General features: G+C 51.1%; 13 protein-coding genes and 3 tRNA genes. 12 read left to right on the top strand and 4 right to left on the bottom strand.

The window, feature by feature from the left end; all coding sequences use genetic code 11:
- The first annotated feature begins 20 nt into the window (after positions 1-20).
- From hutI to BZG25_RS01855, 12 genes are all read left to right on the top strand, one after another.
- Entirely contained in the window at positions 21-1,244 is a 1,224-nt protein-coding gene (gene hutI, locus BZG25_RS01910; RefSeq protein WP_046073264.1) for an imidazolonepropionase, read from the top strand.
- Positions 1,241-2,251 carry a formimidoylglutamase gene (gene hutG / locus BZG25_RS01905; protein WP_046073265.1) on the top strand — a complete coding sequence of 337 codons (1,011 nt, stop codon included), beginning with the start codon at positions 1,241-1,243 and terminating at the stop codon, positions 2,249-2,251. The genes hutI and hutG overlap by 4 nt, the downstream gene beginning before the upstream one ends.
- A gap of 2 nt (positions 2,252-2,253) precedes the next feature.
- Positions 2,254-3,942 carry a urocanate hydratase gene (hutU, locus tag BZG25_RS01900; protein ID WP_046073266.1) on the top strand — a complete coding sequence of 563 codons (1,689 nt, stop codon included), beginning with the start codon at positions 2,254-2,256 and terminating at the stop codon, positions 3,940-3,942.
- A 10-nt stretch (positions 3,943-3,952) separates the two neighbouring features.
- On the top strand, positions 3,953-5,497 hold the full coding sequence (gene hutH, locus BZG25_RS01895) for a histidine ammonia-lyase (protein ID WP_046073267.1): 1,545 nt from the start codon (positions 3,953-3,955) through the stop codon (positions 5,495-5,497).
- A gap of 159 nt (positions 5,498-5,656) precedes the next feature.
- Complete coding sequence (locus BZG25_RS01890; RefSeq protein WP_046073268.1) at positions 5,657-6,526, top strand: fructosamine kinase family protein; 870 nt, start codon at positions 5,657-5,659, stop codon at positions 6,524-6,526.
- A gap of 35 nt (positions 6,527-6,561) precedes the next feature.
- Positions 6,562-7,215 carry a hexitol phosphatase HxpB gene (hxpB, locus tag BZG25_RS01885; protein ID WP_077577829.1) on the top strand — a complete coding sequence of 218 codons (654 nt, stop codon included), beginning with the start codon at positions 6,562-6,564 and terminating at the stop codon, positions 7,213-7,215.
- Positions 7,216-7,374: 159 nt separating this feature from the next.
- On the top strand, positions 7,375-7,578 hold the full coding sequence (locus BZG25_RS01880; protein WP_077638467.1) for a CPXCG motif-containing cysteine-rich protein: 204 nt from the start codon (positions 7,375-7,377) through the stop codon (positions 7,576-7,578).
- 162 nt (positions 7,579-7,740) lie between these two features.
- On the top strand, positions 7,741-9,111 hold the full coding sequence (locus BZG25_RS01875; protein WP_046073271.1) for an MATE family efflux transporter: 1,371 nt from the start codon (positions 7,741-7,743) through the stop codon (positions 9,109-9,111).
- A gap of 119 nt (positions 9,112-9,230) precedes the next feature.
- Positions 9,231-10,235 (top strand): DUF3080 domain-containing protein, encoded by a 1,005-nt coding sequence (locus BZG25_RS01870; RefSeq protein ID WP_077577830.1) that lies wholly within the window; start codon positions 9,231-9,233, stop codon positions 10,233-10,235.
- 179 nt (positions 10,236-10,414) lie between these two features.
- Positions 10,415-10,491: transfer RNA gene (locus BZG25_RS01865), tRNA-Val, on the top strand.
- Positions 10,492-10,514: 23 nt separating this feature from the next.
- Positions 10,515-10,591: transfer RNA gene (locus BZG25_RS01860), tRNA-Val, on the top strand.
- Positions 10,592-10,604: 13 nt separating this feature from the next.
- Positions 10,605-10,681 (top strand) — tRNA-Val (locus BZG25_RS01855).
- Positions 10,682-10,850: 169 nt separating this feature from the next.
- Here BZG25_RS01855 and BZG25_RS01850 read toward each other — a convergent pair.
- From BZG25_RS01850 to BZG25_RS01835, 4 genes are all read right to left on the bottom strand, one after another.
- A complete protein-coding gene (locus BZG25_RS01850; RefSeq protein ID WP_077577831.1) occupies positions 10,851-11,675 on the bottom strand; it encodes a Cof-type HAD-IIB family hydrolase in 825 nt (274 codons plus the stop codon).
- A gap of 67 nt (positions 11,676-11,742) precedes the next feature.
- Positions 11,743-12,216: an NYN domain-containing protein gene (locus BZG25_RS01845; protein WP_046073274.1), complete on the bottom strand. Its 474-nt coding sequence runs from the start codon at positions 12,214-12,216 to the stop codon at positions 11,743-11,745.
- 296 nt (positions 12,217-12,512) lie between these two features.
- Positions 12,513-13,241 (bottom strand): zeta toxin family protein, encoded by a 729-nt coding sequence (locus BZG25_RS01840; protein ID WP_077577832.1) that lies wholly within the window; start codon positions 13,239-13,241, stop codon positions 12,513-12,515.
- Between the two features lie 62 nt (positions 13,242-13,303).
- On the bottom strand, positions 13,304-15,052 hold the full coding sequence (locus BZG25_RS01835; protein WP_077577833.1) for a formate--tetrahydrofolate ligase: 1,749 nt from the start codon (positions 15,050-15,052) through the stop codon (positions 13,304-13,306).
- Positions 15,053-15,079 lie beyond the last annotated feature (27 nt).

Here is a 15,079-nt window from a genome sequence, read left to right as displayed (position 1 = left end):
GAAGCAGCAAGGGATTCGCCATGAAGAAGGTATTTACCGACGCAAATGTGGTCAGTATGGCGAGCGATATTCGTGAGAGTACTGGCTACCAATGCCAACCCAATACAGCGATTGCCGTCGAGAACAGCAAAATTGTTGCGGTAGGACAGCAAGCCAAGCAGCTCGATTGGCCTACGCAGTCGTTAAAAGGGTGTCTCGTCACCCCGGGACTGATCGACAGTCATACCCACCTCGTGTTTGCAGGTAACCGCGCCGGTGAATTCGAGCAGCGCCTCAACGGTGTGCCCTATCAAACCATTGCAAAACAAGGTGGGGGGATTTTATCGACCGTGAATGCTACCCGTGCGGCCAGCGAAGAGACATTACTGGCGCTTGCTCTCCCTCGGGCAGAGGCGTTAATGCGTGACGGTGTCACAACAATCGAAATCAAATCAGGCTATGGGCTTACCCTCGAAGACGAGCTCAAAATGTTGCGTGTAGCAAGAGCCATTGAACAGCACTTGCCTATCAATATCTCAACGACTTTGTTAGCGGCGCATGCATTACCGCCTGAGTATCAACACGATGCCGACCATTATATTGATTATGTTTGTCACTCGGTGATCCCCGCCGCGGCAGAACAGCAACTGGCTGACGCCGTAGACGTCTTTTGTGAAAAAATAGCCTTTAGCGTCGACCAAGCAGAAAAGGTGTATGCCGCGGCCAATGCCTATGGCTTAAACATTAAAGCCCACACCGAGCAGCTCAGTGACCTTGGCGGCAGTGTGGCAGCCGCAAAGGCAGGCGCCTTGTCCGTTGATCATATTGAATACTTGTCAGAAGCTGATGCTCAGCTTTTGGCCGCGTTCAGCACGGTTGCAACCTTGCTTCCTGGCGCGTTTTACTTTTTGAGAGAAACCCAGAAACCACCGATTCAAGCACTTCGTGATCATCATGTGCCAATGGCGATCGCCACCGATTTTAATCCGGGCACATCACCGTTTGCGTCTTTAACCCTGATGATGAATATGGCCTCCACCTTTTTTAGCTTGACGCCCAAAGAGAACCTTTACGGCGTAACCCGCCATGCCGCGCAAGCGATGGGGTTGACCCAAAAAGGCCAAATAGCACCTGGCTTTGACGCGGACTTTGCTGTTTGGCACTGCGACTCACCGGCTGAGCTTAGCTACATGGTGGGCACCGCACCACTTGCCGGGCGCATCGTTGGCGGAACATGGTACGACAATCAAGGGGTACGAGGATGAAACATCTACCTGCAGACATGAGTGTGTGGCAAGGGCGCGTTGACCCAGAGGACGGCGAGCGCGGACTGCGCTTGCACCAAACGGTTACCTCGTACACGCCATCGTGTGAACAAGGCGGCGTGGTGATCTACGGCTTTGCTTGTGATGAAGGTGTCGCTCGTAACAAAGGTCGTCAGGGGGCAGCTCTGGCACCGAATACAATCCGGCAGGCATTGGCGAATTTAGCTTGGCACAACGCCCCTGCCCTCTATGATGGCGGCAACATTGTCTGTGATGACACCGACCTCATCCTTGCACAGCAAGGGCTAAGTCAACACATTCACCAAACACTATCACAGCATAATGTCTTGGTGCTGGGGGGCGGGCACGAAACGGCGTGGGCAAGCTTTCAAGGCTTATCCAGTTATGTTTCTCGCCACACGTCACCAACACACGCACCAACAATCGGTATCATTAATTTTGATGCGCACTTTGACTTGCGCACGCCACAAGGGATCAGCGAAGCCGGTAGCTCAGGGACACCCTTTGCGCAGATCGCCCAGCTTTGTCAGCAAAAAGGCTGGCCATTTCACTATGCCTGCCTAGGCGTAAGCCGAACCAGCAACACCCAGGCACTCTTTGATAAAGCCGCACAACTTGGGTGCTGGGTAGAAGAAGATATCGACATGCAGGTGGCTGCGCTACCGGCACTCAAAGCGAAATTAAGCGAATTCATCCAAGGATGTGATTACTTATACCTCACGCTCGATATGGATGTTTTTCCCGCCAGTGCCGCGCCAGGTGTGAGCGCACCAGCGGCAATCGGCGTCCCAGTGCAAGTCATTGAACCACTGATTCAATCCATTTTTAGTGAAGCCGACCGGCAGCGCGTTCGTGTTCCCGTGTGCGACATCACTGAAGTTAATCCTCACTACGATCGCGACCAGCAAACCAGTCGATTAGCGGCTCGCATGGCTTGGACCATGCTACACGCGGCGTCGCACCATATTCACCAACAAGGAGAGTAACCATGACGGATCCACGTTTTGATTCACGCACGGTTAAAGCCCCAACCGGGCCAGAGCTAAATACTAAAAGCTGGCTAACCGAAGCCCCCCTTCGCATGCTAATGAATAACCTACATCCAGACGTGGCCGAACACCCTAATGGCTTAGTTGTCTATGGAGGTATTGGTCGGGCCGCCCGTAATTGGCAATGTTTCGATAAAATTGTCGAGGTGCTTAAACGTCTTGATGACGACCAAACCTTGTTGGTGCAATCCGGTAAGCCTGTCGGGGTATTCCCGACCCACAAAGATGCGCCCCGTGTGCTTATTGCCAACTCAAACTTGGTGCCGCACTGGGCAAACTGGGAACATTTCAATGAGCTCGATAAGCAAGGGTTAATGATGTATGGCCAAATGACCGCGGGGAGCTGGATTTATATCGGCTCACAGGGCATTGTTCAAGGCACTTACGAAACCTTTGTTGCCGTCGCTAAGAAGCATTTCGATGGTGAAGCCAAGGGACGTTGGATCTTGACCGGTGGTCTAGGTGGCATGGGTGGCGCACAGCCGCTAGCAGCCACCATGGCTGGCTTTTCAATGATTGCGGTTGAGTGTGATGAAAGCCGCATCGATTATCGCTTGCGCACCGGCTATGTCGATCGTAAAGCCACCTCGCTTGACGAAGCCCTGGAGATGATTGAGCAAGCTAATCAAGCTGGTAAGCCCGTTTCCATTGGGTTACTGGCCAATGCGGCTGATATTTTCCCAGAGCTGGTGAAGCGCAATATCACCCCTGATGTGGTCACCGACCAAACCTCAGCCCACGATCCCCTTAACGGTTACCTACCGCAGGGCTGGACCATGGAACAAGCCGCTGCTCAGCGCAAAGAAAGCGAAGCAGAGGTCGTGAAAGCGGCGAAAGCGTCAATGGCCGTACAAGTAAAAGCGATGCTTGATTTGCAAACGCGCGGCGCGGCGACCTTGGATTACGGCAATAACATTCGCCAAATGGCACTCGAAGTGGGGGTTAACAATGCCTTTGATTTCCCAGGATTTGTCCCTGCCTATATTCGTCCGTTATTCTGCCAAGGAATTGGTCCGTTCCGCTGGGCGGCCCTGTCGGGCGATCCGGAAGATATCTATAAAACCGACCAAAAAGTCAAAGAGCTGATCCCGGACGACCCACACCTGCACAACTGGCTTGATATGGCCAAAGAGCGCATTCAATTCCAAGGCTTACCGGCACGTATTTGTTGGGTGGGTGTCAAAGACCGTGCCCGCTTGGCCCTTGCCTTTAACGAAATGGTGAAGAATGGCGAACTCAAAGCGCCCGTTGTGATTGGCCGTGACCACTTAGACTCAGGCTCAGTGGCGAGCCCGAACCGTGAAACCGAAGGCATGCTTGATGGCTCAGATGCGGTGTCAGATTGGCCATTGCTCAACGCGATGCTAAACACAGCATCAGGGGCCACCTGGGTATCTTTGCACCACGGTGGCGGTGTTGGTATGGGCTTTTCACAACACTCTGGCGTTGTCATAGTGTGTGACGGTACCGACGATGCACACCAACGTGTGGCACGCGTGCTGCGCAACGACCCCGCGACCGGCGTCATGCGCCACGCCGATGCCGGCTATGACATTGCCATTGATTGTGCCAAAGAAGAACAACTCGATCTGCCGCTGTTGGACTTACCTAACCAACCGCTGCGCTAAGGAGAGCAAGATGTACACATTAACGCTACAACCTGGTGAGCTCACCCTGGATCAACTGCGACAAGTTAGCCGAGAGCCCGTTCAACTGGCGTTTGCTGACGGCATTGAAGCCACCATGAAAACCAGCACCGACACCGTCACCGATATCCTTGAACAAGGACGGGTGGTGTATGGAATCAATACTGGCTTTGGCTTATTAGCCAATACCCGCATTGAGCTTGACGATCTCGAAACGCTCCAGCGCTCGATTGTACTGTCTCACGCGGCGGGCATTGGTGAGTTTATGGACGATGCCACCGTGCGCTTGATGATGGTGCTCAAAATTGCGAGCTTAGCGCGAGGCTATTCAGGGATCCGCTTTGAGGTTGTCAAAGCACTGGCAGAATTGGTCAACCGCGAGGTGTATCCCTGTATTCCTAAAAAAGGCTCCGTTGGCGCTTCAGGCGATCTTGCCCCGCTGGCTCATATGAGCACGGTTTTACTGGGAGAAGGCCAAGCGCGTTATAAAGGCGAAGTGATCTCCGGTGAAGCCGCGTTAAAAATCGCGGGGCTGTCTCCTATCACGCTGGGGCCAAAAGAAGGGCTTGCGCTTCTTAACGGCACCCAGGCGTCAACGGCCTTTGCGCTCGAAGGCTTATTTGAGGCCGAAGACTTGTATGCCGCCGCCACGGTTTGTGGTGCATTATCAGTGGAAGCGGCACTCGGCAGTCGCCGCCCCTTCGATCCACGCATTCACGCAGTGCGCGGCCACCAAACCCAAATGGATGCCGCTGCCGCTTATCGGCATCTGTTGAATGAATCCAGTGAAATTGGTGACAGCCACCAAAACTGTGAAAAAGTGCAAGACCCTTACTCACTGCGCTGCCAGCCACAGGTGATGGGCGCCTGCTTACAGCAAATTCGCCAAGCAGCCGACGTGCTTACCACTGAAGCCAATGCAGTGTCGGATAACCCCTTGGTGTTCCCAGAAGATGGCGACATCATATCTGGGGGGAATTTCCACGCCGAGCCCGTTGCCATGGCCGCGGATAACCTGGCATTGGCGATTGCAGAAATTGGCAGCTTATCGGAACGCCGCATGGCACTGCTCATCGATAGCAACCTCAGCAAACTCCCGGCGTTTTTGGTTAACAACGGTGGCGTTAACTCTGGGTTTATGATCGCACAGGTCACTGCTGCCGCGTTGGCAAGTGAAAACAAAACCCTGGCTCACCCAGCGTCAATTGACAGCCTACCCACCTCAGCAAACCAAGAGGATCATGTCTCCATGGCCACCTTTGCCGCTCGTCGCTTGCATGATATGAGCAGCAATACACGCGGTATCTTAGCCGTCGAACTGCTGTCGGCCAGTCAAGGCATTGACTTTCGCGCGCCCGATAAAACCTCGGAACGACTGGAGCAAGCCAAAGCAGAATTGCGTGGCGTGGTGCCGTTTTATGATAAAGACCGCTACTTTGCCCCTGATATTGAAAAGGCCAACGCACTACTCAAAACCGGGACCTATAACCGCTTAATGCCAAATGGTATCTTGCCAAGTTTGACATCCGTCTCCTAACATCGGTAACGCGTTCCAAACTTGACAGTTAAACGGCTCTTTATGAGCCGTTTTTTATCTAAACTGTCGTCATATCCACAGATATTGGGCGACATCATAGGCTAATATATAACCAGTTGCTGTTACTTCCCTCTTTACCTCGATGTAACGGAGTCGCTTATGTGGCATGCCCTGTCTGTACACCTATCCGAACAACTCGGGATTGATTTCGAGATCACCGAAAAACACGCTATCAGTGGTGGCGATATCCATGATGCCTATTGCATTAGCGATGGCGGTGATCAGCGCTTTTTCGTCAAGGTAAACGAGCGTGCACTACTCCCCGCCTTTGAAGCCGAGGCGGAAGGGTTGCGTCAACTCGCGATGAGCGGCCATATTCATGTTCCTCGGGTGTATTTTATTGGCCCCGTGAAAGACAGTGCTGTCTTGGTGCTCAACTACCTGCCCATCAAACCGATAGATGACACGCAGGCTTATTTGTTGGGGCAACATTTAGCGCGTCATCATCGCTGGGGAGAGCAAGCAGAGTACGGCTTCGATGACGATAATTTCATCGGCACCACGGAGCAGAGAAACTGTTGGCACCGCAAATGGTGTCGTTTTTTTGCCGAACAACGCATTGGTTGGCAATTGCAATTGGCGGCTGAGCGCTCGCTGCATTTTGGCGACATCGATACCATTATCGAGAATGTTAAAGCCCAACTTGTCGGCCACACGCCCAAACCTTCGTTACTGCACGGGGATCTTTGGTCTGGCAATATGGGCCTGTCGGTCAATGGTCCGGTGGTGTTTGACCCTGCCTGTTATTGGGGCGATCGAGAAGCCGATATCGCGATGACAGAGCTCTTTGGTGGTTTTCCATCAAGCTTTTACAACGGCTATCAAGCCGAGTGGCCGTTAGATGAGGGTTATCAAAATCGAAAAGACATTTACAACCTTTATCACGTGCTTAACCATGTCAACTTATTCGGCGGGCCATACCTCACACAAGCAGAACAATTGCTGACAAAACTCACACTCACGGTGTAGGATGCGGTGCACACAAACTGAGAATGAGGTTGGCGATGTTATCTGCCGCAATATTTGATATGGACGGCCTGTTGGTTGACTCAGAGCCGTTTTGGCAACGTGCACAAATTGACGTCTTAAGCGAGCTGGGTGTTTCCATCAGTTTACAGGATACGCGTGACACCACAGGCGTTCGAATTGACGAGATAGTCAAATACTACGCACGCACTCAGCCCTGGCAAGGTTCCTCCAATGCGGATGTGCAGGCGCGAATCGTCGACCGTGTGGTTGAGTTAGTGAAAGACGAAAAGCCGATGATGCCAGGCGTTAAAGACGCGTTAGCAATTTGCCATCAAGCAGGACTAAAAGTGGGCTTGGCATCGTCGTCGCCACTCACGCTTATCCATCCTACTTTGGATGCATTGGGACTCAGTGATCAATTTGCCATCGTGGAGTCAGCCGGTGCACTTAAACACGGCAAACCTCACCCAGAGGTCTATCTTAACGCCGCCAATGCCTTGGGTGTGGAGCCCGATCACTGTGTAGCTTTTGAAGATTCATTTACTGGCCTACTTGCTGCCAAAGCGGCCTCGATGAAAACCATCGTCGTGCCAGCAGCCCATGAGTGGGAGGATCCTCGCTTTGTGATAGCCGACCAAAAGCTTGCGAGCCTTCGTGCATTTAGCGCAGATAATCTCGAATCGCTCTAGCCGTCGACATCATGATAGCAATATAAATGGCATTCACCGGCATCAAGGTGATATGCCATTTGTCGCGACGCATAGCCCAGTTTATCGATCATATTATCCCCTCAGCATCCTCATCTATACTGATTTTGAGTACAGAGAATCAAAAAGAGGTGTGTAACCATGGATGATATGACTGACCGGATCGTAAATTGCCCGCACTGTGGTCATCGCTTTGATATCACATTGGATCTAAGTGGTGGCAACCAGGAGTTTTATGAAGACTGCCCAAACTGTTGCAATGCCATTCATTACGATATGCAGATTGATGAATCTCATCGAACCATTCATTTGTTTATTGATGCGGATGATAAGCAAATTTTCTAACCGTTAAGCGCGATGCCGCCGCAACGCGCCTGTTCTAAGGACTTTGCATCGCCGAGGGTGCGAAATTGATAGTGCTTTCGCTTTCCTTTCTCTTCCCCTAGCACGTATAATTGCGCGCGATTCCATTCCCCTTCCGTTCAATCACAAACTATTGAGGCCGACGTGCAGCAATACCATGATGAAGCAAGAGCCATTATTCGGCTCAGTGTGCCTGTTTTTATTGCCCAAATAGCTCAAACCTCAATGGGGTTTGTCGATACCGTAATGGCAGGTGGCTACAGTGCCACTGATATGGCTGCCGTGGCGGTTGCCTCAAGCATATGGATGCCCGCCATTTTATTTGGCATCGGCTTGTTAATGGCGATGGTCCCGGTGATTGCCCAGCTCAACGGGGCTGGCAAAGAAAACCAGATCCCCTTTCAATTTCAGCAAGGTGTATACATGGCACTGCTATTAAGCGTGCCGATTGGGCTCATCTTGTATAAAGCCGGCTTTATTATTGACTTGATGGATGTCGAAGCGGCACTCACACTTAAAACCATTGGTTACTTGCATGCGGTGATTTGGGCAGTGCCAGCCTTTTTGCTTTTTCAGGCGATTCGCAACCTATGCGAGGGGATGTCGTTGACCGTCCCAGCGATGGTGATTGGCTTTATCGGCCTAGCCGCCAATGTGCCGCTTAACTGGATGTTTGTCTACGGTAAGCTAGGGGCGCCAGAACTTGGCGGCGTGGGATGTGGCGTTGCCACCGCGCTGGTTTACTGGTTAATGGCGGGACTGATGGGCGTGTATGTCATGATCAGCAAAAAGCTCAGTGGCCTACACCTATTTGCAACGCTCTACACGCCGATTATTAAAGAGCAAATCCGCTTATTTAAACTCGGCTTCCCCGTGGCGGCCTCACTGTTCTTCGAGGTAACGCTGTTTGCGGCCATTGCTATTTTAATCGCCCCACTTGGGCCGATCACCGTGGCCGCGCACCAAGTGGCGATCAACTTCTCCACCATGATCTTTATGTTGCCGATGAGCCTTGGCGTAGCGGTCAGCATTCGTGTCGGCCACCTATTGGGCAAACGCACCACCGAAGGGGCGGCTAATTCCGCCAAAATCGGTATTTGGCTGGGTGTCAGCACCGCCGTGGTAACCGCCTTACTCACCGTGTGGCTACGCGACCCAATTATCGCCCTGTATTCTGATAATCCCGATGTCGCCACGCTGGCATCATCATTGATGTTATTAGCAGCTGTCTATCAGATCACCGATGCGATTCAAGTGGTTGCTGCCGGTGCTCTGCGTGGCTACAAAGACATGCGCGCCATTTTCCAGCGCACCCTGATCGCCTACTGGGGGCTGGGCTTGCCGCTCGGCTATGTGCTTGGCATGACAGACTGGCTGGTACCGGCCATGGGCGCGCACGGTTTTTGGGTTGGCATTATTATCGGTCTATCCAGTGCCGCGGTATTGTTGGGCCTACGCTTGCGCTGGATGCGCCAGCAATCTCCTGAGTTCCAACTGGCTATGGCAGAGCGGTAAGCGTCTTACATAGCCCCAGCAATACGGATAAACTAATATTACGCAGAGCGATCGCGGGTCAGATCGCTCGCGTAACATCAGGAAGTGAGTCTCGAAAGCCAAAGGATAAAAACGACATCATGCGCCGAATACAAACTGTAATACTCGTGATATCGTTAGCAGCACTAACAGGTTGCCAATCAGATGATCCGGCCAAGGATATGATGGCCGACTATTACCAGCGACTTGGCAATGTATTGGATGCACCCACCCCCGATTTCACTTCCCCCGAACTGCCAGCATTGCCACGTAAACGCGATCTGGTTCAGCCGCTTGATGAACTGCGAATGGGGGTGCTCGATGCCTATGAGCTTCGCCAGTGTGGTCTCTTCAACCTTATCGCGGAGCGCAATTCATCCTTGGGTAAAGTCGCGGATCGCTTTCGCCAACTTGACTACGAGCTCAAATTCATCGATACCGCGGCGCAGTGTTTGCCGCAAGTGAAGGATCCGAGCATTCAAGCTGAGCTGAAAAAGGCATTAACACTTAAACGCCAGCAACGGGAGAAAGTGATCTGGAATACGTTGATTGATAGTGACGCCTGGCGCAAACAACTCAGCTTACCCGCCTTTACACTTCCCATCGAACTGCCGGCCCACAGTAATGCGGTTAACACTATTGAGCAGTTTAGCCAATTGATACCCTCAACCCAAGCGCCCACAGAGCCTGTTACGACTTGGCAAGAAAGTATCGAGAAACAACCCATCTTAGGCGATTTGTTTGTGAGCTTGAGCTATCACACCGCGTGGCTTAACCAAACCAGTGAACTGATCGCTAATCATCAACAGACAGTGCGTTGCGGCGGTAATTTCGATACCACACGTTTAAAACGCCTACAGACCGTGTTTTATAAGTTTTATGTGGGTGATGTGCAGCCATACCTTGCTCGGGTAGACGGACTTTATCGTGATCTCGCCCCCGCGCTTTCGCGCCTCGCGAGCTTAAACACCCCAGATATATTTAACGATTATAAAAAAGCCTACTGGGAGGGAGAAGCATATCAGGCGTATAAAGCGGCGATTAAGCATCATGCTGATGTCTGGCAGCAATTGTTCCAGCGCTGTGAGGTTAAGCTTGGGCAATAAAGCACCAAAAATCAGTAAGTCAGTGCAATCGCTTAGCGATATAAGCAAGATGAATACTGAAAATACCGCCATATTGACGATCAAATCGCCAAACAGTCGTTTCTGCGCAAAAATATGCGCTTAAGCGCTTGCGTGACAAAGATGAACTCGCTACTATTCATCCCGCTTTCAAGCACTGTGCGTCCGTAGCTCAGCTGGTTAGAGTATCGCCTTGACATGGCGGGGGTCGGTGGTTCGAGTCCACTCGGACGCACCACTTTGCTTGAAACGAAAAATTATGCGTCTGTAACTCAGTTGGTTAGAGTGTCACCTTGACATGGTGGAAGTCGGTGGTTCGAGTCCACTCAGACGCACCACATTTTGAAATTCGCGTCCGTAGCTCAGTTGGTTAGAGTACCGCCTTGACATGGCGGGGGTCGGCAGTTCGAGTCTGCCCGGACGCACCATTTCCAGAGAGCCTGCTTAAAAGCAGGCTTTTTTGTTTTGCGCAAAGACCGCTATCTGTTCTTTAAAGCAAGATAGGCTCACGCCACGTCAGTAAACGATGCCATCAGTATCATGAAATAAAACGAGGCAGGCACAAACACCCACCCCATTTGTTCATGCTTGTTCGTTTTACGCTACGGCGCTATCGGCCGCTAACACAAACTTTTCAATCGCTTTGGCCACACCGTGCTCATCATTGCTCTCGGTAATGTAATCCGCGATTTGCTTGGTTGCTTCCATCGCATTCGCCATCGCAATACCAAGGCCTGCGTATTCCAACATTGCGTGGTCGTTTTCAGCATCGCCCATACAAATCACTTCATCGGGTTGAATGCCTAAATGCGCTGCAATGGCGGCTACCCCCGCCCCTTTATTGCTAGCAGGATTTAAAAACTCGAGGAAGAAAGGCGCACTTTGCACGACCGTAAATTCCTCGCGTAGCGCGGATGGTAACGCACTGATCACTTCGTTTAACTTGCTTGGCTCTGCCACCATCAACACTTTGATAATCGGATGATCATCGCTTAGGGTCTCGAAATCCATCACGGTAATATCTAGGCCGTTGATCTTGCCCTCAATCTCGGTATACGGATTCTGTGCTGGTGTAATCAAACCGTGCTCAGTACTAAATGCATGCACGAAGGCACCCAGTGCCTCGGCATGCTGAGCCAGCGCTTTGGCGGCTTTGCCGTCAAGCCCTTTTTGCAAGATAACTTCATCAGTACCTAGGTTTTTTACCATTGAGCCGTTGTAATACAGCACAAAGTCTTTATCCGATCCGATTCCCAGTTCGTCTAGCTTAGGCTGCATGCCCTCAAGCGGCCGACCAGACGCCAATACCACAGTCACGCCTTTCTCACGCGCGCGGGTAATGGCTTGTTTATTCTCAGCAGATATTGCTTTCTCGCTGTTTAACAAGGTGCCGTCCATATCTAGGGCGATTAATTTGTACATCGTTTACTCACTTCAACATCAAAATAAAATCAGAAACTGTCCCAGAACTGCAAAATAAACGCCGTGCCTACAACAACATATCGTCTTCAATCGCAATAAAGCGATCGACACTGTTCACCAAGGAATTAGCCGTTAGGGAAGGCACACCAAGCACTATCGCTTCAGTGTGATAGCGCGCGCGGATTTTGTTCATCAGCAAGTCAAAATCCCCGTCACCGGATAACAGCACCACGGTATCAACCTCGGGAGCTGTTTCCATCACATCAATGGCAATCCCCACATCCCAATCGCCTTTGGTGCTACCATCAGCGCGTTGAATATAGGGTTTTAGCTTGACGGTAAAGCCAATGTGGCGCAGGGCATCTTGAAATTTGATTTGCTGATCGTCATCGCGGCGAATGGCATAGGCATACGCGGTTACCACCTCACCCATATCATTGAGGGTTTGCCACAACTGGCGATAGTTAAACTGACGCCCGTAAGCTTGGCGTGTGGTGTAGTAGATATTTTGAACGTCGACAAAAACCGCGATTTTTTTCAAGTCAGGCTCACAGTCGGTGGGAGAATTGAAGCCAGAGAGGATACCACATCACACGACCGTGAAGACAATGACGAGCGTGGCCGCATGTAGCACAAACAAAAAAGCCGCTGACAACAGCGGCTCTCACGAGAAATATAAACGATTACTGACACTTAGCTGTTTGCTCTGCCTTTGTGAGCATGTCTTGCTGCTCTTTAATCGTTTCTCTCACTATTTTATCGAAAAACTTTCGCTTTTCTCTCGACGACGAGTGACGCACGAAGTCAGAGAAAGCGGTAGATTTTACCTTATTACGCTTATTCTGCATGGCTCCCTCCTTTCGTGATACCGACGATACGTTCAAGCGACTTTCGATTGTACTTTTTGCGCAATAGTGCGTCAATGTCACCGACGTTAAAGTGTGGTCTCTTGTTGACACCATCGACGTTTTTCTCAATAAAAGTGATATCAATCTGATCCCTAAACAGTTTCTTTAATTCACTCACCACACGTTGCGATTCTAGGAACTGATTAATGAAGACTTCACTGGGGACACGACGACCTTCAACACTTTCTCTCGCTTTCACTAAACGCCAAGCTTGCACTGGCTCTTGATATACAAAAACAATCATAACAAAGCGGCCTTTTTTCAAAGATCGCTCGATGTTATCTTTCGCTTTATCGAAACTGGAAAGCGTTGAATCAAGAATAAAGCTGACTCTTCGCTTCAAAGCGCGATCATGAATAGCTTCTACCAAGATTGTAGCTGGGCGCTGAAACAAGGGCGAGTTATAACCTTGATAATCTTCAAATGCCTTTCTTAACTCGTCGTTCTCTATGTGCACTAATGTCAGGTCGTGCTCATTCTTAAAAGCACGAACCATCGCTCTAGCCGTTTCCGTTTTACCTGCGCCTGGCGACCCTGCCATAAATACAGAAGCCGCTTCCTCCTCCTCGGGCAAATGATCAACAAGCTTTCTGGCAATCATTTTTTTCATTGCTTTCGCTTGCTTTATAGCTTTACCTGTAATTTGTTGATCATCCATTGAATTCGCCTTTAAACGAGCAAAGTCATCTAATCCTAGCACTTTAGTCGGGCACTAAGTCATCAACTCAATCCAACAATACTGCCCTCACCATCGAGGTCGAGATTCATAAACGCCGGTTTTTCCGGTAGGCCGGGCATGGTCATCACGTTGCCGCATAAGGCATAGATAAACCCAGCACCAGCGCACAGTTTTAACTCGCGGATCGGTACATCAAAGCCTTTGGGAGCACCTTTTATCGCACCATCGGTTGAAATAGACAGTGGCGTTTTCGCCAAACAGACTGCCAAACCGTCATACCCTTGCGCTTTAAATTGTTGCAGTTGCTGTTTCGCGGTCTCACTTAACGTCACGCTTCCCGCGCCATAACCAACTTCCGCAACCGCCATCAGTTTTTCTTCCAAGCTTTGCTGGGCATGATACAAGGGCGAGAATGATGCATTGGTTTCACATTGCGCGACCACTTGTTCCGCCAGTTTACGCGTACCCTCGCCACCTTGGGCAAAGCCTTCACTGATCGCTACTCTTACTTTGTTGGGCAGCGCTTCAATCATCGCCTTGAGTGTCGCTAGCTCAGCATCACTGTCTTGTGGAAAGCGGTTAATCGCCACTACCGCCGGCACACCATATTGAGTCACGTTATTGATATGCCACTTGAGGTTTTCAAACCCTGCTACCAATGCTTCATCATCATCCGCAAAGAGCGCGTCGGGCATAGACTGACCGGGCTGTAAGTTGTAGTGACCCGAGTTGGCTTTTAAGCCGCGCAATGTCGCCACAATCACCGCACAGTCTGGCGTTTTACCGGATGCTTGCGCTTTGATATTGCAGGCTTTTTCAAACCCCATGTCCGAGCCAAAACCGCCTTCCGTGACGGTATAATCGCCTAGCTTAAGCGCAATGTTATCGGCGATAATCGACGAATTGCCATGAGCAATATTGGCAAACGGACCAGCGTGAATCAGTGTAGGCACGCCTTCTAGGGTTTGCATCAAGGTGGGTTCAATCGCTTCTTTCATACTGACCGTCATCGCGCCGGCCACTTGCAAATCTTCGGTGGTGATCGGCTCACCGGTATGGCTATAAGCCAACACTATGCGGCCGATGCGCTGACGCAAATCGCGAAGATCGCTCGCCAACGCCAGAATCGCCATTAGCTCAGAGGCCGCCGAGATATCAAACCCGCCCTCACGCTCGTAGCCGTTGATGGTTTTACCCGGCTCGTTTTTACCCACAGTCACCATACGCAAGGCGCGATCGTTGTGATCCATCACCCGCTTCCACACCACGCGACTTGGGTCAATTTTTAACGCTTTTAAGCCACTGCGCGCTTCAAAATCGTCATAGCCTCGACGTTGCTCGTGATAAATTCGCGCATCAATGGCCGCAGCAGCCAAGTTGTGCGCCGCGGTCACCGCATGAATATCTCCCGTCAGGTGGAGGTTTAGCTCCTCCATCGGAGCCACTTGCGAATAACCACCGCCAGCTGCGCCACCTTTCACACCAAATACGGGCCCCATCGAAGGCTGACGAATACACGCCGTTACAGAATGATTCAGCTTGGCCAAGCCTTGCGCCAGACCAATGGTGGTGACGGTTTTGCCTTCACCCAAGGGCGTGGGAGTAATGGCGGTGACCAGTACTAACTTTCCGGTTGGGTTGGGCGCAAGACGCTTTAAGCAATCGAGAGAGATTTTGGCTTTATGGCTACCTTGCGTTTTAAACTCTGAGTCAAGGAGGCCAACTTGCTTGGCTATGGTGGAAATGGGGGCGAGTGTGGTGTTACGACAGATCTCGACATCAGGCAGCATGAAACCCTCTCAATAGCGCACAATATG

The organism is Salinivibrio sp. ML198 (genome assembly GCF_001996015.1).
In the GTDB taxonomy this organism is placed as follows: domain Bacteria; phylum Pseudomonadota; class Gammaproteobacteria; order Enterobacterales; family Vibrionaceae; genus Salinivibrio; species Salinivibrio siamensis.
The sequence above is the reverse complement of the archived record's forward strand: the minus strand, read 5'-3'. Positions and strand labels throughout refer to the sequence as shown.

Bases quoted from the DNA above. Each gene is read 5' to 3' on its own strand.
- hutI (WP_046073264.1), top strand. From the start codon at position 21: ATGAAGAAGGTATTTACCGACGCAAATGTGGTCAGTATGGCGAGCGAT.
- hutG (WP_046073265.1), top strand. From the start codon at position 1,241: ATGAAACATCTACCTGCAGACATGAGTGTGTGGCAAGGGCGCGTTGAC.
- hutU (WP_046073266.1), top strand. From the start codon at position 2,254: ATGACGGATCCACGTTTTGATTCACGCACGGTTAAAGCCCCAACCGGG.
- hutH (WP_046073267.1), top strand. From the start codon at position 3,953: ATGTACACATTAACGCTACAACCTGGTGAGCTCACCCTGGATCAACTG.
- BZG25_RS01890 (WP_046073268.1), top strand. From the start codon at position 5,657: ATGTGGCATGCCCTGTCTGTACACCTATCCGAACAACTCGGGATTGAT.
- hxpB (WP_077577829.1), top strand. From the start codon at position 6,562: ATGTTATCTGCCGCAATATTTGATATGGACGGCCTGTTGGTTGACTCA.
- BZG25_RS01880 (WP_077638467.1), top strand. From the start codon at position 7,375: ATGGATGATATGACTGACCGGATCGTAAATTGCCCGCACTGTGGTCAT.
- BZG25_RS01870 (WP_077577830.1), top strand. From the start codon at position 9,231: ATGCGCCGAATACAAACTGTAATACTCGTGATATCGTTAGCAGCACTA.
- BZG25_RS01850 (WP_077577831.1), bottom strand. From the start codon at position 11,675: ATGTACAAATTAATCGCCCTAGATATGGACGGCACCTTGTTAAACAGC.
- BZG25_RS01840 (WP_077577832.1), bottom strand. From the start codon at position 13,241: ATGGATGATCAACAAATTACAGGTAAAGCTATAAAGCAAGCGAAAGCA.
- BZG25_RS01835 (WP_077577833.1), bottom strand. From the start codon at position 15,052: ATGCTGCCTGATGTCGAGATCTGTCGTAACACCACACTCGCCCCCATT.